The 24,017-nt window shown below is 40.3% G+C and carries 22 protein-coding genes; 7 read left to right on the top strand and 15 right to left on the bottom strand.

All coding sequences use genetic code 11. The features are described 5' to 3' along the window. The first annotated feature begins 22 nt into the window (after positions 1-22). Complete coding sequence (gene murA, locus WC743_RS16485) at positions 23-1,330, top strand: UDP-N-acetylglucosamine 1-carboxyvinyltransferase (RefSeq protein WP_373013587.1); 1,308 nt, start codon at positions 23-25, stop codon at positions 1,328-1,330. Between the two features lie 158 nt (positions 1,331-1,488). Then, entirely contained in the window at positions 1,489-3,045 is a 1,557-nt protein-coding gene (locus WC743_RS16480) for an ArnT family glycosyltransferase (protein ID WP_373013585.1), read from the top strand. A 143-nt stretch (positions 3,046-3,188) separates the two neighbouring features. On the opposite strand, the gene WC743_RS16475 is transcribed toward WC743_RS16480, so the two are convergent. The 12 genes from WC743_RS16475 to WC743_RS16420 form a co-directional block, all read right to left on the bottom strand. Beyond that, positions 3,189-4,550 (bottom strand): pyridoxal-phosphate dependent enzyme, encoded by a 1,362-nt coding sequence (locus tag WC743_RS16475; protein ID WP_373013583.1) that lies wholly within the window; start codon positions 4,548-4,550, stop codon positions 3,189-3,191. 184 nt (positions 4,551-4,734) lie between these two features. Continuing rightward, on the bottom strand, positions 4,735-5,595 hold the full coding sequence (locus WC743_RS16470; RefSeq protein ID WP_373013582.1) for an AMP nucleosidase: 861 nt from the start codon (positions 5,593-5,595) through the stop codon (positions 4,735-4,737). Positions 5,596-5,724: 129 nt separating this feature from the next. Then, positions 5,725-6,963 (bottom strand): ATP-dependent Clp protease ATP-binding subunit ClpX, encoded by a 1,239-nt coding sequence (clpX, locus tag WC743_RS16465; RefSeq protein WP_373013580.1) that lies wholly within the window; start codon positions 6,961-6,963, stop codon positions 5,725-5,727. A gap of 91 nt (positions 6,964-7,054) precedes the next feature. Next, positions 7,055-7,774, bottom strand: coding sequence for an ATP-dependent Clp protease proteolytic subunit (locus tag WC743_RS16460; protein ID WP_373013578.1), 720 nt, complete (start codon positions 7,772-7,774; stop codon positions 7,055-7,057). A gap of 196 nt (positions 7,775-7,970) precedes the next feature. After that, complete coding sequence (tig, locus tag WC743_RS16455) at positions 7,971-9,320, bottom strand: trigger factor (protein ID WP_373013576.1); 1,350 nt, start codon at positions 9,318-9,320, stop codon at positions 7,971-7,973. A gap of 80 nt (positions 9,321-9,400) precedes the next feature. Continuing rightward, positions 9,401-10,402 carry a c-type cytochrome gene (locus WC743_RS16450; RefSeq protein ID WP_373013574.1) on the bottom strand — a complete coding sequence of 334 codons (1,002 nt, stop codon included), beginning with the start codon at positions 10,400-10,402 and terminating at the stop codon, positions 9,401-9,403. 80 nt (positions 10,403-10,482) lie between these two features. Continuing rightward, positions 10,483-11,208 carry a head GIN domain-containing protein gene (locus tag WC743_RS16445; RefSeq protein WP_373013572.1) on the bottom strand — a complete coding sequence of 242 codons (726 nt, stop codon included), beginning with the start codon at positions 11,206-11,208 and terminating at the stop codon, positions 10,483-10,485. 122 nt (positions 11,209-11,330) lie between these two features. Further along, positions 11,331-11,936 (bottom strand): GIN domain-containing protein, encoded by a 606-nt coding sequence (locus WC743_RS16440; RefSeq protein ID WP_373013570.1) that lies wholly within the window; start codon positions 11,934-11,936, stop codon positions 11,331-11,333. A gap of 673 nt (positions 11,937-12,609) precedes the next feature. Beyond that, positions 12,610-13,215, bottom strand: a complete 606-nt coding sequence (locus tag WC743_RS16435; protein ID WP_373013568.1) for a GIN domain-containing protein — start codon at positions 13,213-13,215, stop codon at positions 12,610-12,612. Positions 13,216-13,631: 416 nt separating this feature from the next. Continuing rightward, the gene (locus tag WC743_RS16430) at positions 13,632-15,002 is read right to left on the bottom strand and encodes a dipeptidase (RefSeq protein ID WP_373013566.1); all 1,371 of its coding nucleotides are present in this window, start codon (positions 15,000-15,002) and stop codon (positions 13,632-13,634) included. 188 nt (positions 15,003-15,190) lie between these two features. Beyond that, entirely contained in the window at positions 15,191-15,526 is a 336-nt protein-coding gene (locus WC743_RS16425; RefSeq protein WP_373013564.1) for a YbjQ family protein, read from the bottom strand. Between the two features lie 34 nt (positions 15,527-15,560). Next, entirely contained in the window at positions 15,561-16,481 is a 921-nt protein-coding gene (locus WC743_RS16420) for an alpha/beta fold hydrolase (RefSeq protein ID WP_373013562.1), read from the bottom strand. 82 nt (positions 16,482-16,563) lie between these two features. Between WC743_RS16420 and WC743_RS16415 the strand changes: the two genes are divergently transcribed. The 5 genes from WC743_RS16415 to WC743_RS16395 all read left to right on the top strand — a co-directional run bounded on the left by WC743_RS16415 (position 16,564) and on the right by WC743_RS16395 (position 19,186). After that, positions 16,564-17,346, top strand: a complete 783-nt coding sequence (locus WC743_RS16415) for a Rossmann-like and DUF2520 domain-containing protein (protein ID WP_373013561.1) — start codon at positions 16,564-16,566, stop codon at positions 17,344-17,346. Positions 17,347-17,365: 19 nt separating this feature from the next. Further along, positions 17,366-17,698 carry a 2Fe-2S iron-sulfur cluster-binding protein gene (locus tag WC743_RS16410; protein ID WP_373013559.1) on the top strand — a complete coding sequence of 111 codons (333 nt, stop codon included), beginning with the start codon at positions 17,366-17,368 and terminating at the stop codon, positions 17,696-17,698. A 44-nt stretch (positions 17,699-17,742) separates the two neighbouring features. Beyond that, complete coding sequence (gene iscX, locus WC743_RS16405) at positions 17,743-17,985, top strand: Fe-S cluster assembly protein IscX (protein WP_373013557.1); 243 nt, start codon at positions 17,743-17,745, stop codon at positions 17,983-17,985. A gap of 64 nt (positions 17,986-18,049) precedes the next feature. After that, positions 18,050-18,571, top strand: coding sequence for a KdsC family phosphatase (locus WC743_RS16400; protein ID WP_373013555.1), 522 nt, complete (start codon positions 18,050-18,052; stop codon positions 18,569-18,571). A 45-nt stretch (positions 18,572-18,616) separates the two neighbouring features. Beyond that, on the top strand, positions 18,617-19,186 hold the full coding sequence (locus WC743_RS16395) for a Maf family nucleotide pyrophosphatase (RefSeq protein ID WP_373013553.1): 570 nt from the start codon (positions 18,617-18,619) through the stop codon (positions 19,184-19,186). 137 nt (positions 19,187-19,323) lie between these two features. Here the strand turns inward: WC743_RS16395 and WC743_RS16390 are convergent, their stop codons facing one another. The 3 genes from WC743_RS16390 to WC743_RS16380 form a co-directional block, all read right to left on the bottom strand. Further along, positions 19,324-21,303: a M1 family metallopeptidase gene (locus tag WC743_RS16390; RefSeq protein ID WP_373013551.1), complete on the bottom strand. Its 1,980-nt coding sequence runs from the start codon at positions 21,301-21,303 to the stop codon at positions 19,324-19,326. Between the two features lie 430 nt (positions 21,304-21,733). After that, positions 21,734-22,684, bottom strand: coding sequence for an exopolyphosphatase (locus WC743_RS16385; protein ID WP_373013549.1), 951 nt, complete (start codon positions 22,682-22,684; stop codon positions 21,734-21,736). 76 nt (positions 22,685-22,760) lie between these two features. Then, complete coding sequence (locus WC743_RS16380) at positions 22,761-24,014, bottom strand: ABC transporter permease (protein WP_373013547.1); 1,254 nt, start codon at positions 24,012-24,014, stop codon at positions 22,761-22,763. Between the last annotated feature and the right edge of the window lie 3 nt (positions 24,015-24,017).

The raw sequence follows: 24,017 nt of genomic DNA, 5'->3' as shown, positions 1-24,017 counted from the left end.
CATCAACCATGAACTATATACTATGAGAAACGCATTTGAAATACAGGGCGGTAAAAAGCTTAAAGGCGAGATCATCCCCCAGGGGGCAAAAAATGAGGCTTTACAAATAATATCGGCTGTATTACTTACCAGCGAAAAAATGACCATAACTAACATACCTGACATACAGGATGTTAACAAACTAATAGAACTGCTTGGTGATATGGGTGTTGTGGTTGACCGTATCTCACGCGATACCTGCACTTTCGAGGCTAAAGAAATAGATCAGGATTTTTTCACTTCAGAAGCGTTTAAAACTAAGGGTGGAGGTTTGCGTGGCTCTATCATGATATTGGGGCCGCTTTTAGCGCGTTTCGGTAAGGCATCTATCCCAAAACCGGGTGGCGATAAAATTGGCCGCCGCCGTTTGGATACCCATTTTCTGGGTTTTGAAAAATTAGGCGCACGGTTTGATTTTAACCCCGAAAACGGGTTTTATAATGTAGATGCATCTAACCTGCAGGGAACTTACATTTTACTTGACGAAGCATCTGTTACCGGTACTGCTAACATTGTAATGGCAGCTGTACTGGCTAAAGGTATTACTACCATTTATAATGCGGCCTGTGAACCTTATCTGCAGCAATTATGCAAAATGCTTAACCGCATGGGTGCTAAAATTAGCGGCATAGCATCAAACCTGCTAACAATTGAAGGTGTAAGCGAATTAGGTGGTACCGACCACCGCATGCTGCCGGATATGATAGAGATAGGTTCTTTCATTGGCCTTGCTGCCATGACAGGATCCGAGATCACTATTAAAGACGTTAAATATAAAGAACTGGGTATGATCCCTGACGTGTTTAAACGCCTGGGGATACAAATGGAACTGAGAGGCGATGATATTTACATCCCGTCACAAGACCATTACGAGATTGATACTTTTATCGATGGATCATTATTAACCGTTGCCGATTCGCCATGGCCGGGCTTTACCCCAGATTTGCTAAGCATTGTGCTGGTAGTTGCCACACAAGCAAAAGGGTCTGTGCTTATACATCAAAAAATGTTTGAGAGCCGCTTGTTCTTTGTAGATAAATTACTGGATATGGGCGCCAACATTATTCTTTGCGACCCGCACCGTGCCACAGTTATTGGCCTGGATAAGCAGGTACAGCTACGCGGTATATCCATGACCTCGCCTGATATCCGGGCAGGGGTATCACTACTGATCGCTGCATTATCGGCACAGGGGCAATCTACCATTTACAACATTGAGCAAATAGAGCGCGGTTACCAAAACATTGATGAGCGCCTTAAAGCATTAGGGGCCGAAATTAAAAGAGTTTAATTTTAGAGATAAAAGGCATAAGGATGAAATACAAAAGACATGATAATCAACTAAATCTTTTGTCTTTCATCCTTTGTCTATTCAGGCTTTCTGCTTTTTGCATTTTTTTTATAGCTTTATGCCTTGGGCTTTCTGCTCCCTGCTTAATTAACCAATAAATGCCTTATAAAAACCGAAGATCATCTTATTCTACCTTTATACTGATCTTTGTTGTATTAAAAATTGTATTAAACCTGCTTGCTATCAGTCATTTCGGTTTTCACCGTGATGAGTTCCTGCACCTGGTACTGGCCGATCATTTAGACTGGGGCTATAAAGAAGTACCGCCGTTTATTGCAGTACTGGCAAAAATCACTTTATCTGTTTTTGGCGATTCTGTTGCGGCAGCCAGGGTTTTCTCTACCATTGCTAGCGCCTGTATCATATGGCTTACCGGCCGGATAACAGTAGAATTGGGCGGGCGCAGGTTTGCCATAACGCTGGCTTGTTTAGCGCTTATATTTTCGCCGGCCATGGCAGCAAGCGGCTATTTGTTTCAGCCTGTAGTTTTTGACCAGCTTTGGTGGGTACTAACCGTTTGGCTGTTTACCAAATATTTAAACACTGCCGATGTAAAATACCTGTACTGGATTGGTGCAGCTGTAGGCTTTGGAATGCTGACTAAGTATACCATGGCGTTCTTTACCTTCTCGCTCATTATAGGCATCCTGATAAGTAAAGAACGTAAGTTGCTGTTCAATAAGCACGTAGTTGTATCCGCGCTTATTGCAGTGGTCATATTTTTACCTAATATAATATGGCAGTTTGCACACAATTTACCGGTTATTAACCACATGAAAGAATTGCGGGCAACACAGCTGGACTATCTAAAGCCTGTTGATTTTATAATGCAGCAAGTATTGGTTAATGGCCTTGCACTATTTGTGTGGCTTACCGGCTTTTTGTTTCTCTTATTCTCTTTCCGCTTGCGTAGGTTCAGGTATCTGGCTATTGCTTATATATTAATATTCTTGTTCCTGCTGCAAATGAATGGCAAAAATTATTACATTTTTGGCGCTTATCCCATGTTGTTTGCAGCCGGCGGCTTTGCTTTTGAGCGGATGTTAAAACGCACTTATTTTTTATTGCGTATTACAGCCATTTTAGTATTTGTTGTACCCAACATGTTATTACTGCCTTTGGTGTTGCCTATTTTACCCTTAAAAACCACATTGGCGTTTTTCAGGTATACTCATGAGCATATGCCAGTTTTGAATTTTGCCACTAAGTGGGAAGATCTTAAACAGCACCCAATGACGCAGGATTACGCCGATATGCTGGGCTGGGAGGAAATGGCACAAAAGGTTGCCAATACTTACCATAGCCTTACACCCGAACAGCAAAAGCACACTCAAATTTTTGCCGACAATTATGGCGAAGCCGGTGCCCTGCATCATTTCCACAAAAAATATAATATACCTGATGTAGTAAGCCTCGGCAGTAGCTTTACCCTTTGGGCGCCTGATAATTTGGATGGAAAATACATTATTTACGTTGACGACGACGACAATGTGGAAAGAAGGATTAGTCCGATGTTAGAAAGCTATCATAAAACCGGAGAGGTTTTAAACCCTTTGGCCAGGGAAAAAGGCACTAGAATTTATCTGTTAATTAATCCCTCTCCAAAACTTAACGAAATTTATAAAAAGGAAATGGCAAAGAAGAGGTTGGAATAGTTGACGGTTAGGGGTCAGTTCCCTTTTAGATCCTTTACTCTCTCTCAGAACGGACAGGCTGAGACAAAAAAAGAGACACAAAATATTGTGTCTCTACATTCAAATCCTTTGTCTTTCATCTATTTATCTTTAATTTTTATCTCCTAAGCCGATATCGCATTGATAATATCGTATTGGGTGATGATCTCAATTTTACCGTTATCATCTTCAACCAGTACCGCTATGTTGTCGCGGTTTATCATGCCCGAAATTTTATCAATAGAAGTATTCAGGTCAATAAAAGGGAAGGGAGCCGTTGATATAGTTTTAACCGGCTGCGATTTTATGCCCGGGTTTTCCATCAATGAATCAAGGATGTCACTTTCGGTTATTTTACCTATCACCATGCCATGTTGTGTAACCGGTATCTGGCTTATGTTAAGCGATTTGATAGTATTTATAGCCTCCAGAACAGTCTTTTCGCAGTCGATAGTAACAATCTCCTGATATTCTTTTTTGCTGATGATATTGCGGGCTGTCAGTTTTTCTTCTTTCAGGAAACCACGATCGCGCAGCCAGTCGTCGTTATACATTTTACCCAGGTAGCGTGTACCATGGTCAGGGAAAATAACCACCACTACATCGCCTTCTTTGAATTTATCTTTCATTTGCAGTACGCCTGCCACTGCAGATCCTGTTGAGTTACCTGCAAATATGCCTTCCTTACGGGCTATCTCACGGGTCATTAAGGCAGCATCTTTATCAGTCACTTTTTCAAAATGATCTATCAGGCTAAAATCAACATTCTGCGGTAAAAAATCTTCGCCAATACCTTCGGTGATATAAGGGTAGATCTCGTTCTTATCAAACTCGCCTGTCTCCTTATATTTTTTAAATACCGAACCATAAGTATCAATACCCAAAACCTGGATAGCCGGGTTCTTTTCCTTCAAAAATTTTGCTGTACCAGATATGGTGCCTCCTGTGCCTACGCCTACTACCAGGTGCGTAATCTTACCTTCTGTTTGTTCCCAAATCTCGGGGCCTGTTTGTTCATAGTGGGCCTGTGAGTTTGATAAATTATCGTACTGATTGGGTTTCCAGGAGTTTGGCACTTCGGCCTCTAAGCGCGATGAAACAGAATAGTATGAACGTGGATCTTCTGGTTCAACGTTGGTAGGGCAAACAATTACCTCGGCGCCAAAAGCGCGCAGGGCATCAAACTTTTCTTTTGATTGTTTATCGGTACTGGTGAAGATACATTTATAGCCTTTTATAACAGCTGCAATGGCTAAGCCCATACCGGTATTGCCTGATGTACCTTCAATAATGGTACCGCCCGGTTTAAGTTTACCGCTTTTCTCGGCATCTTCTATCATTTTAAGGGCCATACGGTCCTTAATTGAATTACCGGGATTAGTGGTTTCTATTTTGGCTAAAACGGTAGCCGGGATATCTTTCACTACTTTATTCAGTTTCACCATTGGCGTATTGCCTATGGTTTCCAGTATATTATTATACCACATAATTTAAATGCTACTTACCCTGTATACAAAACAGAGTAGACACCAAAATTAGTAAATATTCTGTCAGAACCGGAAATTATAGAATTAAGAATTGTCAGAATTTACATTTAGTGAGTAGTTGATTAAGTGAATAGTGAGTGTTCAGGAACTACTCACCTAATCAACTCAATAAACATTCATCAAATTAAAATTTCAAGTGTTTAACAGTCAGTCCGTTGTTTATAAGCTGCTTTAATGATTCGATACCTACACGGAGGTGGGTTTCAACATATTGGGTGGTAACATTTGAGTCGCTCTCGGCAGTTTTGACACCTTCAGGTATCATCGGCTGATCTGATACCAGCAGCAATGCGCCCGTTGGGATCTTGTTGGCAAAGCCTGTTGTAAATATGGTAGCGGTTTCCATATCCACGGCCATAGCACGCAGCTCTTTCAGATATTTTTTAAACTCCTTATCATGTTCCCAAACCCGGCGGTTGGTGGTATAGCAGGTGCCTGTCCAGTAATCGCGGGCCTGTTCACGTATGGTGGTCGAGATGGCCTTTTGCAGGGCGAATGCAGGCAGCGCGGGCACCTCGGCAGGTAAGTAGTCGTTTGATGTGCCTTCGCCTCTTATAGCGGCTATTGGGAGTATCAGGTCGCCTACATTATTTTTCTTTTTTAAGCCGCCGCATTTGCCTAAAAATATAACAGCTTTTGGATGTACTGCTGTTAAAAGATCCATTACGGTAGCCGCTACTGAACTACCCATTCCAAAATTAATAATAGTAATACCGTTAGCTGTTACGCTTTGCATTGGTTTATCAAGCCCCAGAATTGGCGCATTGTCATTCCATTCAGAAAATAGCTGCAGATATTTAGAGAAATTGGTTAAGATAATGTATTCACCAAAATCATCTAATGGCCTCCCGGTGTAGCGGGGCAGCCAGTTAGCTACAATAGCTGCTTTAGTTTTTAAGCCTGATTTTACAGGCGATGATACCTCTTTTACTTTTTTTCCGAGGTTTTGGGAGTCGTCTTTTTTTATATCTAATTCTTCATTCATATGCTTTTTGTTTGGCACTTATTATTGTTAGTGCAGGGTTAAAAAAACCTTTTTATACAGCAAACCCCGGCGTTGCACCAGGGTTAGTGTTGTAATATACAAATATAATTTTAAAAAATGTTGTTATTGTTAAGCCACCTTTAATTTTTTAAGGTCAGATTTTTCAAACTTCTCCCTGGCATAATCAAGGGTGACATTTAAGCGTTTCACATCTTTTTTTGATGGGAACTCAAACATGGCGTCAATCATAATGGCTTCGCATATAGAGCGTAACCCACGGGCGCCCAGCTTAAATTCCATAGCCTTATCTACCACAAAATCCAACACTTCTATATCAAAATCCAGCTTTACACCTTCATATTCAAACAGTTTTTTATATTGTTTTAACAGCGAGTTTTTTGGCTCGGTTAAGATATTGTGCAAAGCCTCCCTATCAAGCGGGTTCAGATAAGTAAGCACTGGTAAACGGCCAATCAGCTCGGGTATTAAGCCAAAAGATTTCAAATCTTGCGGAGTAATGTACTTATAAAGGTTTTTCATATCAACCTCGCCATCATTACCCTTTAATTTGTAACCTACAGTTTGTGCACGCAAACGGCTGGCTATTTTCCTGTCAATACCATCAAAGGCACCGCCGCAAATAAATAAAATGTTGCTGGTGTTTACTGTGATCATTTTTTGATCAGGATGTTTACGGCCCCCTTGTGGTGGTACGTTAACCATTGTTCCTTCCAATATTTTCAGCAATGCCTGTTGTACACCTTCGCCGCTTACGTCACGGGTAATGGAAGCGTTATCGCTTTTACGGGCAATTTTATCTACCTCATCAATATATACAATGCCACGTTCGGCAAGGTTTACATCATAGTCTGCAGATTGCAATAAACGGGTTAATATACTTTCCACGTCTTCTCCTACATAACCGGCTTCTGTAAGTACAGTAGCATCGCATATGCAAAAAGGTACGTTAAGCACTTTAGCCAGAGTTTTTGCCAGTAAGGTTTTGCCGGTACCGGTTTCGCCTACCATAATGATGTTTGATTTTTCAATCTCCACCTCATCCTTATCAATACGCTGGTTTAAACGCTTGTAATGGTTGTATACCGCAACTGATAATACTTTTTTGGCATCATCCTGGCCAATAATATATTGGTCAAGGTGAGCTTTTATTTCGGCTGGTTTCAGCATAGCAGGCGCAGCCGGAGATGCCTTTACTTTACGTACTTTCAACTCTTCGGCAAGTATCTCGTTAGCCTGGTTCACACATTTATCACAAATATGTGCGTCAAGGCCCGCTATCAGCATCAGGGAATCTTGCTTACCTGCACCACAAAACGAGCACCTGATCTCCTTGCTGTTCTTATTCATCTGCTTATAAATTTATCTAAAATAATTAATTGTTTGTTTATAACAAAACATCTCAACGTATTAAAATACAATGTTATAACACAATAATTAATTATTGTTTGCTTCCTTTTAAAATTTCATCAACCATACCAAATTCTTTTGCTTCGTCAGCAATCATCCAATGGTCACGGTCTGATGCATCCCAAACTGTCTGGTAATCGGTACCACTATGGTCTGCAATTATCTGGTACAGTTCTTTTTTTAGTTTAGTGATCTCATGATAAGTGATCTCAATATCAGACTGCTGGCCTTGTGCGCCGCCTGATGGCTGGTGAATCATTACCCTTGAATGCGGTAAAGCGGCACGTTTGCCTTTTGCACCGGCAACTAATAATACGGCACCCATTGATGCTGCCATACCTGTACAAATTGTTGCTACATCGTTTGATATGAACTGCATGGTATCATAAATACCTAAACCGGCGTAAACTGAACCACCCGGAGAATTGATATAGATCTGGATGTCGCGTTTACTATCTGCCGACTGTAAGAATAGCAATTGGGCTTGTATAATGTTTGCTATGTTTTCATAAATAGCATCGCCCAGGAAAATGATACGGTCCATCATTAAACGCGAGAACACGTCCATCTGGGCTACGTTTAACTGGCGCTCTTCAATAATATAAGGCGTCATACCGGTTGGGGTATAAATACCGTTCGGCATGCGGCTGCGATCAAAGTTTGATAGATATTTATCAACATGAAGGCCGTTTAAGCGGTGATGCTTAACAGCATATTTACGAAATTCATTCTTATCAATATTACTACTCATGATATGTGTTTTTTATAATGTAATGCTTTTAGGTAACGGCAATAAATATAGTTTTTAGTTGAATAGATTTTAAACTATAAAGTTTGCCCAAAGTAAAATTTATTGATGAGATATTTTAAGATAAGCAACATCTTTATACAACAAAAGCATCTGCCACGGGGCGGATGCTTTTGGTAAAAGTATATTGAAATTTGTATTAAGCTTCCAGCTTGTTAAAATCAGAGAATAATATCTCTTCTTTATTAAGGGTAATTACGCTTTTAACATAATCAAACACCTTAACGGCTTTTACTTCTTCAAATATCTTATTTGCATTCTCTTTATTTTGCAGATACTGTACTGTGTACTGGCCCAGTTGCTCATCGCTAAGCGCCTGCTGGCTGTACATTCTGAATTGCTGATCCAGGCTTGCTTTCGCGTAAGCAAAAACTTCGTCGTATTTAATATCGATGTTTGCTTCCTTGATCAGTTTGTTTTCAATCAGGGTCCATTTAAGGTTTTTAGCAAAATCGGCATAACCGCCTTCCAGTTCTTCTGCGGTCAGTTTTTCGTTAGTTGCTTTTAACCAACGTTTCAGGAAGTCATCAGGTAAATTAAAATCAACTTTACTTAAGCTGTAATTGTAAATGTCATTCTGCAGTTTACGTTCTGCATCCTGTTTCATCATAGTTTCCAGCTCTTCAGTTATTTTTTCCCTGAAACCTTCTTCAGTAGTAACTACACCTTCACCAAATAATTTGTCAAAGAACTCCTGGTTTAAATCGCCTTCTTCTAAACGGTTAACATTTTTAACAGTTAATTTAAAGTTCGATTTTAAATCAGCCGCTTCTGTTTCTTCAATTTTTAATAACCCCGCAACCTTAGCCGCATCGTTATCAAAAGCTTTCTGAATATCAAAAACTAACTCATCACCTTTTTTAAGACCAATTAATGAAGCTTTAACAGTTTCATCCTGTATCTGATCTAAACGTACAGATGTTGTGTTGCTAATTCCATCATCAAAAACAGAACCATCCGGAGAAAGCTGGGTTAATTCGGCATAAAGTACATCATCGTCTGCCGATACGTCAGGATTTGTCATTTTGCCATAGCTTTTACGGATATTTTTTATACGTGAGGCCAGGGTTTCTTCGTCAACCTTAATCTCGTACTGGGTAAGCTTGTCTTTTGAAGTAAACTCAATAGTAAACTCAGGTGCCAGGCCAACTTCGTAGTTAAACTCAAAATTGTCGGCAAAATCCCAGTTGTATTCTTTATTATCATCAACTTTAGGTAAAGGCTGGCCTAATACTTCAAGTTTTTCTTCGTCTAAATATTTATTTAAGGTATCAGATAGCATGTTGTTGATCTCGTCAACCAAAATGCTTTTACCGTACATTTTTTTTATGTGTGCAACAGGTACCATACCCGGGCGAAAGCCTGGCATTTTTGCTTTTTTAGCATGGTCTTTCATTGCTTTTTCAACCTTTGGCTGGTAATCCTCGGGGTTGATGTTGATTTTAACAACTGTGTTCAGGTTATCAATTTTTTCCTGTGATATATTCATCTTTTTTACCTGGTATTAATTTAATTCTCTAAGATATAGCCATGCAGGCTATGCAAAATTCGAGGCGCAAAAGTATGAATTTATTTTGAATTTATTTGAGCAACCGTGTTAACCTGAAATTTATTAACCTGGTTTTTTACAGGCTTAACTGTTTTGAGATAGGCATATATTGCTCCCAGGTCTTTTTCGTTCATCCCGCTATAGCGCCACCATGGCATTATAGTTTGAAATTCGCCGGGTTTAACTTCAAAAGGCTTTAATGTGCCGTTGGCAAATTGCTTAAACTTGCTTATAAATTGTTCTTTAGTCCACTTACCAATGCCGGTACCATTATCCGGCGATATATTAGCCGACCGTAAAGTTATCCCGTTACCAATATTATACTCGTTACCTCCGGCTAAGTCCATTCCTGATATTGGTACACCTTTATCAGCCTTTGTATGGCACTCGCGGCATGCGGCTGTTTGCACCAAATAGGCACCATATTGTAAGGTGTCGTTTTCTGCAGGCCTTTTACCCGGCTCTGCCTTTTTAGGCATTGTGTTTACAATTAAATTTAGTGGGAAATCAAGCTTACGCTTTGGATAGGTAGCCTGATGGGGCTCAAGGGTGCGTATATACGCGATGATGTTATAAACATCATCAGGATCCATTTTTGAGTACGACTGCCATGGCATAATAGGAAATATGGCCGAACCATCTTTTTTTACGCCGGTAGTAATTGCACGGTACAGTTCACCATCGGTCCAGTTCTTTAAATTTGCCGGGGTAATGTTAGGTACATACACTTCGCCGGGGAAACCAACCCGCCCATCAAATTTCTCTCCGCCTGCACCCAGGCCGTTGGGTACTATGGGGCCGGCAAATTTGTTCCAGTCGCGGGTGCTATGGCAATCTATACAAACAGCAACGTGGTTGGCAAGATATTTACCCCGTTCAATTCTTTGCGGGGTTAATTCAACTTTAATTTCTTCGGGTTTGCCAACATCTGGTAAGGCGAGGGTAACGTAACAAACACCAGCTATAATAACTAATGTAATGGTGATAACTATATAAGCTGCCCACTTTCTGAATTTTTTCATGATAAGGTAAGTACTAGGTTTAAAAACAATATGACGTACTTACCTTATAATGTGTTACATATGATTTGAAATTTATTTATTTAATCAATTTTTTGTACTGATGATGCTCCCGATTTATCGTTTGTAACGCTTGATGGATTACCACGATACTCAATTTCTGATGCACCGCTGGTATGCACACTTAAAGTGTTCAATACATTTATTTTGCAATGGCTTGCACCTGATGTTTCAATATTGTATTTACCTACAACAAAATCAAGCGCTTCAACCTTTCCGCTGCCGCTCAGGTCAATATTGTGGGTGCCTGCCTGGCCTTTCAGGTATATCTCGGTTGAACCACTGCCTTCTGTATTTACAGTTGCAGCATTAAGTTCCATATCAATTTTAGTAGCACCCGACAAGTCAAAATGCAGGTCCCTGGCTTTTATAACGCCGTTTGAAGTAACTTCTACTGCCCCCGATGCACCAACCTCTTCAAGGTTACGAACACCCACGGTAATGGTTATTTCGCCGCTGCTGCAGAAGTTCCTGCGGCTGTGTATGGTGAGTTTACCACCGGTAACATTGGTTTTAATGTATTGAAGCAGGTTATCATCAGCATGAATACTAACTGTTTGTGAGCTATCCTGTACCAGCTTTACTTTAAAGCCGCCAGAGATATCAACTCTTGTAAAATCAGATACTTTACGGTTATCGGTAATTACCTTACCTGAACCATGCACGCATCTGAACCTTCGGCATGATGATAATAAGCTAACTGAAACTATAGCTAACAATAGTAATAATTGTAAGTAGGTTTTTTTCATGATTGGTTGTATGTTTTGGTGTTTGACTGTGGTTATACGTATGAAGTTACACTTAAAATGGAAAAAGCCGTCAACGTATGACAGCTTTTTTAATATATGTTGAACTTTTGGAAAGTCATAGATTACAGGCGGGCAAGTTCAGAACCTTTATATTCCGGGTTACTTATCAATGTTGTTGTTGAATTTACTGCTGCAAAATCTTTTGCGTTTACGTTTGCTGGTGATGCATATTTTAAGCAATAGTCATTAACAGTACCTGATAATGTTGCTTTAGCATTGTCATTAACGGTTACATTGGCGCGGTAAGCATCTAAATTTAAGTTAGCAGTGGCGTTGTTGTGTAAGTTAACTTCTAACTCTATTTTAGATAAGTTACCAAATGATTTTACTTCGGCGTTATCATAAGCACTAATTGCGCGCAGGTCATTTGCAGTTACCCAAACCACTAATTTCTGGTTGTTGTATGATGATATGCGTAACACGCCATCGCGGCTTTGTACCAATGCGCTTTCTGAGTAGTATTTGTTGTAAACCTTTACCTGATCGGCACTGCCATCAGATACGTAAAGCTCAACATTTCCGTGGATCTCAATTTTATTGATGTTACCTACGTTGTTTAAAACGGTGCTTACTTCTTTATCATTATTATTTGAGTTTGCGTAAGCTGAATTGCTGTTTACCATTGCTAAAGATGCTATAGCGAAGATGGTTAAGATTGTTGTTTTCATTTTATTAATATTTTGATTTTCAGGTGATTGTACTGTGTTGTTTTTAAATACATATATAAGACGATCCCGTTTTAAAAACGTTACACCCATATAGCCTGAAATAGATATGACCCCGGTTTATCTCGGTAAATGGGTGATTTTAATCGGCGAAATGGGGGGGAATTATAAGTATGGAACTTATGATTAGGAGACTTATGAAAAAGGCGAAAAGTTTTATATCGAAAATCCCATATAAAATTTTGAATGATGAAATAATTTGTGCCCGATGATGAACTTACTTTTTCTAATCGTAATCAGATTAGCACCTAACTATTTAGTATAAATATGTTTACTATATTTATTACTTTTGAAATTAGAAGGTATTCAATTCATCAACTATGGAACAAATAGTATATTTAAAGGAGAACAGACTTTTCAAATATTTTTTGATTGCTTTGTCAGTTTATTTCATTTTCAGATTCGGCACCAGTTGCGGAGAGTTTGTGTACTATATTTTGCATTGAGTTGCTAAATAGATATTCCGCTAAAAGTGACTTCGTTTGACCATCCTCGCTCCACGTTGCGAAAAAAGAGTAAAAGAGACAGACAAATCATCCATCCACCCAAAACAAAAAAGGCCACCGCAATAACGATGGCCTTTGGAATATATGTTGAACTTTTGCAAAAGTAGTGCTTACAAATTGGCTAACTCAGTTTTAGGCTGAACAGATACCGGGTTTGTTTTACTGGTAACGTTTTCTGCAACCAAGTTAGTATGGTTAACTGATGCTGACTGCTCTTGTACCAGGTTGTAATCTGTTACTTTACCGGTAAGGTCTGCTTTAGCGCGGTCATTTACTGTAATGTTTGCATTGTAAGCATCCAGGTTTAATTTAGCCGATGCGGTATTGTTTAAAGTTACATCAAGGTTTATCTTAGATAAGTTACCGAAAGATTTTACTTCAGAGTTATCATAAGCGGTGATTGCACGCAGGTCATTTGCAGTTACCCAAACCACTAATTTTTGATCAGCGTATGATGAGATACGCAATACACCGTCCTGGCTTTGTACCAGCGCGCTTTCTTCGTAGTATTTGTTGTAAACTTTTACCTGATCTGCACTGCCGTCAGATATAAACAATTCAACATTTCCGTGAATTTCTATTTTGTTGATGTTACTTACATTTTTCAATATTGTGCTGTTTTCATCTTTGTCGGTTTTTACTGATGCGTATGTTGATGATACAGTACCTAATGCTAATGTGAAGATGGTTGCTATGGTTAAAAATTGAGCTTTCATTTTATTTATTGTTTGATTGTGAGCTATTTGTGTGTTTTTTGTTTTTAAATACATCCATATGACGCCACCAGTTTCAAAACGTTACAGCTAAATATTGCCAATTAGATGTACAGCCTGTTTATATCGGTAAACGGCCTGTTTGTGACGGTGAAATGGCAAAGAAAATTTAGAAATAGGAGAAAAGAATCAAGGAACAGGGATGTGTTCCGGCCTTACTAAAAGGTCAAAGGAACAATTTGTCATCCTTTTTATGCTTGCGGGCAACTTTTAACGGGGATATACAGAAATTACATCATAACCCGAATGGTGGAAGATAATTTTAAAGAGTACCTGAAAAAGCTAAAGGCAAAAATCTCTCTACTTACATTTACTAAAACAGCCCATGCTTGAAAAAGCATGGGCTGTTTTAAATTATCCTATTTGCTTAATTCTGCAAAATATTTATGAAACAGGGGGATAGTTTCTATTCCCTTGTAATAGTTAAAGATATCGTATTTCTCATTTGGAGAGTGCAGTGCATCGCTATCCAGGCCAAAGCCCATTAGTACAGTTTTCAGGCCCAGTTCGGCTTCAAATAAAGCAACAATTGGGATACTACCGCCGCCACGGGTTGGGATAGGCTGCTTGCCAAATGATTCGGCAATGGCTTTTTGCGCTGCCTTATAAGCAATACTATCAGTAGGGGTAACCACTGGTTCGCCGCCATGATGAGGGGTTACCTTTACTTTAACATATTTAGGCGCTATCTTCAAAAAATGATCTGTAAACAGCCTGGTGATCTTTTCTGATGTTTGGTTGGGGACCAATCGCATTGAAATTTTAGCGCTGGCCTTTGATGGTAATACCGTTTTAGCGCCTTCACCAATATAGCCACCCCAAATGCCGTTCACTTCAAGCGTAGGGCGGGTACCTGTGCGCTCAATCGTGGTATAACCTTTTTCGCCCCAAACTTCGGCTATATCAAGGTCGGTTTTATATTCTTGCTCGTCATAAGGTGCAGCGTTCAATTCTTTGCGCTCGCTTTCAGTTAATTCGGTAACATCATCATAAAAACCGGGAATGGTAATGTGGTTGTCGTCGTCATGTAAAGATGCTATCATTTTTGCAAGGATGGTTGCAGGGTTAGCTACAGCACCACCATATACGCCAGAGTGCAGGTCGCGGTTAGGGCCGGTTACTTCAACCTCAAGGTAGGAAAGGCCACGCAAGCCGGTTTCCAGTGAAGGGTGCTCCATGCTTATCATAGAGGTATCTGATATCAATACCACATCGGCTTTTAAGCGTTCCTTATTTGCTTTTACAAATATGCCCAGGTTATTAGAGCCTACCTCTTCCTCGCCCTCTATCATAAATTTGATATTGCAGGGCAGGGTATTGGTTTGCATCATCAGCTCAAATGCTTTTATATGCATGTAAAACTGGCCTTTATCATCACAGGCACCACGCGCATATATTTTACCATCACGAATTGTTGGCTCAAACGGAGGTGTTTTCCATAACTCCAACGGATCTGGTGGTTGCACATCGTAATGGCCATATACCAGCACAGTAGGTAAAGAGGCGTCAATTATTTTTTCGCCGTAAACAATAGGGTAGCCTGCTGTTTGGCAAACCTCTACCTTATCGGCACCAGCGTCGGTTAGTTTTTTGGCTACATAATCGGCAGCATTTAAAACATCCGGTTTGTATTTTGGGTCGGCACTAACTGAGGGAAAACGCAGCAGCTCAAATAATTCGTCAAGCAAACGTTGTTTATTTTCTTCTATATATTGCTTTATTACTTGCATAGTAGGTGTAATTTTGAGCAAATATAGTGTTGTTTGTTAAGTAAAAAGATTTTTCGCGCAAAGACGCGAACACGCTGTTTGTCAGTCTGAGCCCGTCGAAGACTTATACGTATGGCAAATGGTTCAACAAGCTCACCATGACAAATGTTCTTCTTAGCGCCTTAGCGTCTTTGCGTGAAAATTATAGCTTATTCAGTAGCTTTCTCAACAATCACTGCTGTTCCGTAAGCTAATACTTCGGTAATGCCTTGCATCACTTCGTTAGCATCATAACGCATACCAACTATGGCATTAGCGCCCATTGCCTGAGCATGCTGTATTAAAAGATGATAAGCTTCCTGGCGTGCATTTTCGCAAAGTTCAACATAAACCGATAGCCTGCCGCCAAAAAGCGACTGGATGCCACCGGCAAAATTACCTACAACACTACGGCTGCGAACAGTAATGCCGCGTACAACGCCTAAATGTTTAACAATTTTATAGCCTTCTAACGCATTGCTGGTGGTGATGAGTGAAATATCCATAACAGAGTTTTTGTGTTGATGTATGATTTAGATGCTACTTCTTTAAAAAAGTTACTATCGCGGGGTTAACAATCTCGGGTTTCTCAAGATGAGGCAGGTGTGCTGCATCATCAACCGGCAAAAATTGAGTCTTTAATACACTACGTATAGAATCGCTGTAAGTGAACGGAACGGTCTTGTCTTCTTTTCCCCATATTAAAAGCACCGGTTTATGCTTTGAGTTTAGGATAGTATTACTTTCGCGGCCATTGTAACGGTAATTGTAATTAGTAGATATCAGCGACCTGCGGAAACCTTTATACTCCATTTGCGGCAAATATTGTTTAACCCAATCCGGATGGAGCTCGGGGTATATGAAATCATCCATCTGGCTGTTTGCCCTGTCATCGGCTGTAAGAGTTTCTTTTATTTCGGGTATAAACTGAGGGAGTTTCGGTTTAGGCCTTGTGTAGCCTGGATCAATTAATACCACCTTGTTAACCATCTCCGGATAATCGCAGGTAAAATCAGTAGCCAGCGTGCCGCCAAATGATACACCAACCAGGCTAACCGGCTTTTGCAGATGCAAATGTTCAATCATTTCCTTTATCTGATCAAGGTATAATTTTTTGTTATAAAGAACATCGGGCCTGTCAGAGAAACCACGGCCATACAAATCATACCGCAATACCCTAAAACCATGGTCAACCAAATATTCAAATGTGCCATCCCAAATGTAATAAGGCACGCTAAAGCCATTTATGAGTATCACTACCTTCCCGGTATCCTGGCCATCGAGTTCATAATGGGTTTGCCCCATGTTTAAAGCTTCATAACTGCCGCCGGTATTTTTTCTAAACTCATGCGTTATCTCTTTTGTCTCTTTATTCTTAATAAAATATAATATGACCAATGCAGCCACAGCAAAAAATATCAATGCCAGTAAGGTTATTAACAGATTTTTTAAAATTTTCATTTACAATAAGGAATTGGCTATCAGTAAAAAAAGATAAAAGTAATTGAAATATTTAATTTAGCGCCGTAAAGTTAAACAGTATATGCGTATCACCATCATAGGCTCGGGCAATGTTGCCACACATTTATCGGCCGCGTTTAAAAATGCAGGGCACCGCATAGCGCAGGTATACAGCCGCGATATGCAGAATGCAGCTTTGCTGGCCTATCATGTAGGGGCAGAGGCTATTGATGACCTGGAAAATATTACTGCTGATACTGATATTTTTATTATTGCTGTTAAAGATGATGCGATAGCAGAAGTTGTCCCGCAACTTTCCGGGTTTAAAAAGCTCATCGCCCATACATCAGGTGCAGTGGATATGCAGTTGATACAAGACTTTACTGAGCGGGCCGGCGTTTTTTATCCGCTGCAAACTTTCAGTAAAACAAAAGAGCTGAATTTTAGAGAGGTGCCTTTATGCATTGAGGGTGCAACAGAAGAGATCACCAGAGAATTGGAAGAATTGGCACGAAGCATTAGTAACAACATTTACAGGGTAGGTTCTTCACAACGGAAAATATTGCATTTGGCGGCGGTGTTTGCCTGTAACTTTACCAATCATTTGTACACGATCTCTGAGCAGCTTTTAGCCCAGCACAGTATGAGTTTTGATATGCTGCGCCCGTTGATATTGGAAACAGCCGATAAAATTAAAGAACATTCGCCTATTGATGTACAAACAGGCCCGGCGGTGCGTAATGATGAACAAACCATTCAAAAGCATTTACAAATGCTTAAAAACGAAGCAAAATTGCAAGAAATATATAGTCTGTTAAGTCAGGATATTATCAAAAACCATAACACTGGCAACGGGGATAAGTAATTTTGTTACTTTTGCCAAAATGAATATTTTTAAAGTAAGGATTAACTTTGAGGAAGCGGACCACGAAACCGTGGAACTACCCATTGCCGAAGGGGAATCTGTTTTGGATGTTTGCCTGGAAAACGGCATTGAGTTACAGCATAATTGCGGCGGCGTATGTGGCTGCAGTACCTGCCATGTATATGTTAATAAAGGAATGGATAATATCCAGGAGATATCTGACAAGGAAGAGGACTTTATTGACCGGGCGGTAAACCCGCGTATAACATCAAGGTTAGGCTGCCAGTGTGTTATAATTGACGGCGATATTGAGATTACCCTGCCAGATCAATCGTCTTTTATGGGGCACTAATTTAAAAAACAATAAACGTGTAATACGTTAACGTACAACATACAATGACAGATAATAAATTTGCTCTTCCGATACAATGGAACGACTACGAAGATATAGCTATTGAACTTTATGAAAAGTTTGGTGATGATTTTGATGAATCAAAGATATATCGCATCCGCTTTACTGAACTTTTAGAATGGGTGCTGTCGTTACCAAATTTTGCCGGCACACGCGAACAATCTAATGAAGGCCACCTGGAGCAAATACAATCTGCCTGGGTGTACGAATGGCGCGATAATCAATAACAGTTTGCAGTTCTAAATGGGCAGTTTGCTTAGCTAATAGCCCAATAACTCAATGACCAAGTAAATGGAATCCTTTTTAAATAAGCTTAAAGATATTACCACTTTTATTTTTGATGTGGATGGTGTATTAACAGACGGGTCGATCCTTGTGAGCGAAACCGGGGTACAGAGCCGTGCATTTAATATAAAAGATGGTTACGCTTTGCAGCTGGCTGTAAAATGCGGCTATAATGTTGCAGCAATATCTGGCAGCAGATCAAAAAGCGCGCTATTCCGTTTAAATAGTTTGGGCATCAATGATGTGTACCTGGGTGCGCATACTAAGTCTGAAAGGTTTAAGATCTACATTGAGGAAAAAAGTATTAACCCGGCCAATATTTTATATATGGCAGATGATATCCCCGATCTGGCCGTAATGAAACTGGTTGGCCTACCGGTTTGCCCTGCAGATGCCGCCGAAGAGATAAAAGCTATTTGCACTTATATTTCGCCTTTGGGCGGTGGCAAAGGCTGTGCCCGCGACATTATTGAAAAGGTAATGAAGATACAAGGCAAATGGATGAACGCCGAAGCATATAGCTGGTAATTCTAAGTTAAAAGTGTAAAGTTATAAAAGTTAGATCTTTTCAAGATGAGTACTTTTCCTCAAATTATTTTGGCATCTAAATCGCCACGCAGACAGGAACTGTTGAGGCTGATGGATATTGATTTTAGGGTGGTTTTAAAGGAAGTTGATGAATCTTATCCTGATGGTTTATCGCCTGCTGAGATAGCTTTATATATAGCGCAGCAAAAAGCGGAAGCCTTTGATGAAGATGTTACTAATGAGGTGGTGTTAACTGCCGATACCATTGTAAGTATTGATGGCCTGATACTAGGCAAACCAGAATCATCTGAACATGCGGTTGAAATGCTGCAGCGTTTATCAGGCAGGGTGCATGAGGTTTATACAGGTGTGTGTTTGCTGCACAATCATCAATACAATAAATTTTATGACAGGTCAGAAGTGTTTTTCCGTAAGCTCACTGACCACGAAATAAGAAGCTATGTTGAGGAATACCAACCTATGGATAAAGCCGGCTCATACGGCATCCAGCAACGTATAGGCCTGATAGGTATTGAACGGATCAACGGGTCATATACCAATGTGGTGGGGCTGCCTACAGAAAAGCTGTACCAGCAATTGAAAAACATTGTCTGAACCGGAATTTACCAAATTAAAGAATTTTCAGAATAAAATTGTAGAGACGCAATATTTTGCGTCTTTAACTAATACAATTACACATGCAAAAAGAGACGCAAAATATTGCGTCTCTACAAAACCATGTCATTGGGTATTTATAACTTCCTCACATTATTCTTTCTATTCACATCTGGCAACGCATTATCCGGGTCAACGGTTACGCTTTCGGCTTCCTGCGTGGTTGGCAGGATATAGGTAGTTACCTTGTTTTGCAGCCATGTTTCTACCGGGAAATAGGTGCGTTGTTTACTGCCGTCTTTTAGTTTTACTTCAACTGTAAAAGGCATGGCCATCATTTCTTTATTGGCAATAGTTAGTTGTATGCCTTTGTTATGGTCCTTGCTTACATACTTGGCATCTATCAGTGCTATATCCAGCTTGTAATTATTAAAGTACCAGCCTCGCCAAAACCAGTTCAGGTCTTCGCCCGCGCCATTCTCCATCGAACGAAAAAAGTCATCAGGCTGTGGGTGTTTATAGGCCCATTTGTTTATATAGTTTTTAAAAGCATAATCAAACCTGTCCTTACCTAAAATCTGTTCGCGCAGCAATATCAAACCAAAAGCCGGCTTAAAATAGGTGAGGGGGTGGCGATATTTCTCGGGGATAGCATCCGGTGCGGTCATAATGGTAGGCGATTCCGGATCGGTAATAAAAGGAATGACCTCATCGGCAGGGTTACCGCCTTTCTCCGCGTATTCGCTGTCGCGTTTAGGGGCATACTCACCTTTATTAAATACATCAGATGCATATACATCAATAAAGGTATTAAAGCCCTCGTCCATCCAGGCAAAGCGGCGCTCATCACTGCCTACTATCATCGGGAACCAGTTATGGCCAATTTCGTGCGCGGTCACCCAAAAAAGTTCTTTGCCTTTGTCATTTATCCCATCAAGCACAATACCCGGATATTCCATTCCGCCTGCAATACCAGCCTCGTTAATAGCTACCGGATAAGGGTAAACAAACCATTTCGCCGAAAAATATTCTATCGAACCCTTCAAATATTCTGTGGCCCGACCCCAGGCATCGCTGCCCTGACTTTCAACCGGGTATACCGACATGGCCAAGCACTTTTTACCGCCGGGCAGGTTAACCCTTGCCGCATCCCATATAAAAGCCTTTGATGCCCCAAAAGCTACATCACGGGTGTTCAGCATTTTAAAGTGCCAGGTAAGGTTGCCCTTATTCACCGGGCGCGATGACGGGTCGGTAACCTCTGCAGCAGTACGGATCATAATGGTTTTATCGCTGTTGCGGGCTGCTGCTAATCTTGCTATCTGTTTTGCGGTCAACACATCGGCGGGGTTCAATAACTCACCAGAGCCGGCTACTATCATATCTGCCGGAAGGGTTATTTTATAATCGATATCGCCATACTCTAAATAAAATTCACCACTGCCCAAAAATGGCGCGGTATCCCATCCGCGGGCATCATCATAAACACACATGCGGGGATAGAATTGGGCTATCTCATAGATCTTGCCGTTTTTTGTGTCGGTATAATCAGTGCGATTGCCAAAATTGCCGGGGATGGTGTAATGATACTTGATTACCACATTTACCTTGCCACCCTTACCGGCTAAGGCTACAGGCATACGCACCTGCATACGCGTATCGGTCATTGTGTAATTAACCGCCTGGCTTTTGCCATTTGTTACTATTGAAACCGATTCAATATTATAACCATTGGTATGTTGTGTTGCCTGGGCGCCGGTTACAAAGTTTGATCGGGCATCTTTTTTATAAGTGTTTTGGTCAAGGTGCAGCCACAGGTATTGCAAAGCATCGGGGCTGTTGTTGGTATAGGTAATATTATCTGTACCACTAATGGTTTTACTTACAGTATCAAGCGTAATGTTCAGTTGATAATCGGCCCGGTTTTGCCAGTATTTTGGTCCGGGGTCGCCGTTAGGGGAATGCACTTCGTCGCCATTTTTTGTATAAGGCAGCGGAGAAAACAACACCGAAGGCTGATAGTTGGTAGTGATGGTATCATTAGCGTTTTTCTTTTGTGCCTGGGCGATAAAAGCCGATAACACGAGTAGAGCGGTGCAGATGTATATTTTTTTCATGTGGGATGCTAAGCGACAGCAATATACTAAGGATATGTTAATTTCTATTGGCTCCAGTTAGCCGAGTATTCTGAATGGCCTTGTAATGTTCACGAGTTATTGTAGGCAATTATGCCACAAAGAAGATTACGGGATTGTTTTAATAAGCTAATTAATGGATAACATTGTAATCACCTCTAATAACTGAGGTGTTAAAAATGCTACTATGTTAGAAAATGAATTGATTAATGAATTTTTGAAAAAGATTTGCAGGATAGATCAAAGAGTTGAGGAAAGTTATATTATAGTATTTACTGGCGAAGAAAAAACGCCTTTTAATTTCGGGTTTATTGAGAATTCAGATGTTTCACAACAAACTAAAGAACGATGTTATGGAATTTTCAAGAAATATTTTCCAAGTTGTGATATAATAAATCCCTTAATTTGCGGGTTACGCCAGCATATCAGCCAGCACTCCTTCTTTTAATGAATAAGAAGACATGGTTACATCTGTTAAACCCAGCTTTTGCATAATATAAATGGTGATTAAGCTTGCTACCACAATCATATCAACCCGCACAGGGATAATGCCTTTTATAGCGGTGCGTTTAGCATGTGTAGATTTGGCGAGGCGTTCTATGAGGTCTAAAAGATCGTCGGTATCAAATTCATAAACCTTTGTTTGTTTCAAATCAAAAGGTTTACCTTTTTCTAACTCTATCACTTCAGCAAAGCTTTCAAACGCGCCTGATGAACCGATAAGTACAGACGGTTTAAATTGCAAAGCAGCTTTAAATAACTCGCCTAATTTACCGTCCAGGTATCGGGTTAGCTCTTTAATTGATTGAAGGGGTATTGGGTCGGTTTGGTGAAATTTATCCATAAGCCGGGCAGCGCCTATTTCAAAACTTTGTTTCCAAAGCACTTCATCTTTATTACCGATGATGAATTCTACACTGCCGCCGCCAATATCCATCACCAACGCGTTATCTTCGGTTAGGCAACCACTTGCTTTTATACCGTTGTAAATGTAAGCGGCTTCCTGTTCGCCATTAATAAGTTCTATTTGGATACCTGCCTTTTCCTTAACCTGTGCAATAAAGTCATTGCCGTTTACCGCATTGCGGATAGCAGAGGTGGCAATAGCTTTAACTATATGTACTTCATGCGCCTGAATATAGCTTTGAAACCTTTGCATTGTAGTGATGCCCCGCTCAAATGCTAACGACTGTATGACGCCTTTGTTAATGCCACCTTCGCCCAGCTTTACACCTTCATGAATGTGGAATATCTCATTAAAGTTATCTGCAGGGCCTTCTGCAATAAGTAAATGAAAGGTATTGGTACCCAAATCCATTACGGCTACACGTTTGTTTATTGCTGGCACATTTTCATTTTGCATTGTTACTAAAGTAAAAAATCCCTTTAAAAGTTTTTGACTTTTAAGGGATTTTTGAATTTATGATGAAGTTTAGGGTTTACTCTTTATAAAAGAACCATTTAGCAAGTTCTTTAAAGCTTGCTTTTTTGCCATACATAAGTATGCCCACCCTGTAAATGCGTGCAGCTACATAGGTTGTAAACAAAAAGCCTATTACCATTAATGACATAGATAAAGCCAATTGCCAAACCGCTACCCCGCCAAATGGGATCCGCACCATCATGGCAACGGGTGCCGTAAATGGAATGATGGAAAGCCATACGGCCAGCGGGCTATCAGGCGCCTGGAATAATACAGATACCGACAGGATATAGGTAAACAGTAATGGTAAAGTTATAGGGAACATAAACTGCTGCGTTTCGGTTTCGCTATCAACAGCCGAGCCTACCGCTGCAAACAACGCACTGTAAAGCAGATATCCTGTTATAAAGTAAAACAGGAAACAGCCCAAAATGTATCCGAAAGGAATAGTTTGCAAAACAGCGAGGGCGCCCATCATGGGGCTTTGGGGCGATGAAAATGCTTGTCCGGCTATTTTGGTGGCAATTATTGATAACACTATCCATGCTGTGAATTGCGTTAAACCAACCAAACCTACACCAATTATTTTCCCAAGCATTAATTGGAAAGGCTTAACAGATGATATGATCACCTCGATAATTCTGCTGGTTTTTTCTTCAATAACACCTCTCATAACCTGCGCGCCGTAAATAAATAATGCCAGATAAATGAAAATAGCACAGGCTATCCCTACCAGCATAGTCGGGCCCACGTTAGCATCTTTAGTGCCTGTTGCAGTAACCTCCATCGCACTGATGGATATTTTATTTTTTTTGATGGTATTTAAGAAAGCGGTATCAATATGATGCTCAACCATACTTTTTGTGGTAGCAATGGTGTTCATTTGATTTTCAACCTCTTGCGTAAGCTTAAAAGATGGCTTCTTTTTTGAAAATATCTGTACCGGCACTTTTGTATAGTTGGCAGGTATCAGTAACAAAGACAGGTCTTCGTTACCCTGTAAACCAGCTTTAGCTTCCTCTAAAGATTGCTTTGTTGGTTGGAACTTAATGTTCTTCACGTTGTGTAATTTCCCTGCAAAAACATTGCTTTGGTCAATTACATTAACAACTTGCTCTGATGATAGCTCGCTGGTGTTTTTGGCTACTAAGGCGATAATACCTGTCATGCCCAATATCAGCAAAGGCACCACAAAAATCATTATGATGAATGATTTTTTCCTGACACGGGTTATGTATTCGCGTTGTATTATGAGTAAAACTTTATTCATGGT

It is taken from the genome of Mucilaginibacter sp. (assembly GCF_041660805.1).
In the GTDB taxonomy this organism is placed as follows: Bacteria; Bacteroidota; Bacteroidia; order Sphingobacteriales; family Sphingobacteriaceae; genus Mucilaginibacter.
The sequence above is the reverse complement of the archived record's forward strand: the minus strand, read 5'-3'. Positions and strand labels throughout refer to the sequence as shown.

Coding starts and splice junctions, on each gene's coding strand:
- WC743_RS16425 (WP_373013564.1), bottom strand. CDS start 15,526: ATGGATATTTCACTCATCACCACCAGCAATGCGTTAGAAGGCTATAAA.
- WC743_RS16475 (WP_373013583.1), bottom strand. CDS start 4,550: ATGTGGTATAATAATATACTGGAAACCATAGGCAATACGCCAATGGTG.
- WC743_RS16395 (WP_373013553.1), top strand. CDS start 18,617: ATGAGTACTTTTCCTCAAATTATTTTGGCATCTAAATCGCCACGCAGA.
- WC743_RS16415 (WP_373013561.1), top strand. CDS start 16,564: ATGCGTATCACCATCATAGGCTCGGGCAATGTTGCCACACATTTATCG.
- WC743_RS16440 (WP_373013570.1), bottom strand. CDS start 11,936: ATGAAAACAACAATCTTAACCATCTTCGCTATAGCATCTTTAGCAATG.
- clpX (WP_373013580.1), bottom strand. CDS start 6,963: ATGAATAAGAACAGCAAGGAGATCAGGTGCTCGTTTTGTGGTGCAGGT.
- WC743_RS16420 (WP_373013562.1), bottom strand. CDS start 16,481: ATGAAAATTTTAAAAAATCTGTTAATAACCTTACTGGCATTGATATTT.
- WC743_RS16385 (WP_373013549.1), bottom strand. CDS start 22,684: ATGCAAAATGAAAATGTGCCAGCAATAAACAAACGTGTAGCCGTAATG.
- WC743_RS16410 (WP_373013559.1), top strand. CDS start 17,366: ATGAATATTTTTAAAGTAAGGATTAACTTTGAGGAAGCGGACCACGAA.
- WC743_RS16435 (WP_373013568.1), bottom strand. CDS start 13,215: ATGAAAGCTCAATTTTTAACCATAGCAACCATCTTCACATTAGCATTA.
- WC743_RS16390 (WP_373013551.1), bottom strand. CDS start 21,303: ATGAAAAAAATATACATCTGCACCGCTCTACTCGTGTTATCGGCTTTT.
- WC743_RS16445 (WP_373013572.1), bottom strand. CDS start 11,208: ATGAAAAAAACCTACTTACAATTATTACTATTGTTAGCTATAGTTTCA.
- WC743_RS16400 (WP_373013555.1), top strand. CDS start 18,050: ATGGAATCCTTTTTAAATAAGCTTAAAGATATTACCACTTTTATTTTT.
- WC743_RS16450 (WP_373013574.1), bottom strand. CDS start 10,402: ATGAAAAAATTCAGAAAGTGGGCAGCTTATATAGTTATCACCATTACA.
- murA (WP_373013587.1), top strand. CDS start 23: ATGAGAAACGCATTTGAAATACAGGGCGGTAAAAAGCTTAAAGGCGAG.
- iscX (WP_373013557.1), top strand. CDS start 17,743: ATGACAGATAATAAATTTGCTCTTCCGATACAATGGAACGACTACGAA.
- tig (WP_373013576.1), bottom strand. CDS start 9,320: ATGAATATATCACAGGAAAAAATTGATAACCTGAACACAGTTGTTAAA.
- WC743_RS16380 (WP_373013547.1), bottom strand. CDS start 24,014: ATGAATAAAGTTTTACTCATAATACAACGCGAATACATAACCCGTGTC.
- WC743_RS16460 (WP_373013578.1), bottom strand. CDS start 7,774: ATGAGTAGTAATATTGATAAGAATGAATTTCGTAAATATGCTGTTAAG.
- WC743_RS16480 (WP_373013585.1), top strand. CDS start 1,489: ATGCCTTATAAAAACCGAAGATCATCTTATTCTACCTTTATACTGATC.
- WC743_RS16430 (WP_373013566.1), bottom strand. CDS start 15,002: ATGCAAGTAATAAAGCAATATATAGAAGAAAATAAACAACGTTTGCTT.
- WC743_RS16470 (WP_373013582.1), bottom strand. CDS start 5,595: ATGAATGAAGAATTAGATATAAAAAAAGACGACTCCCAAAACCTCGGA.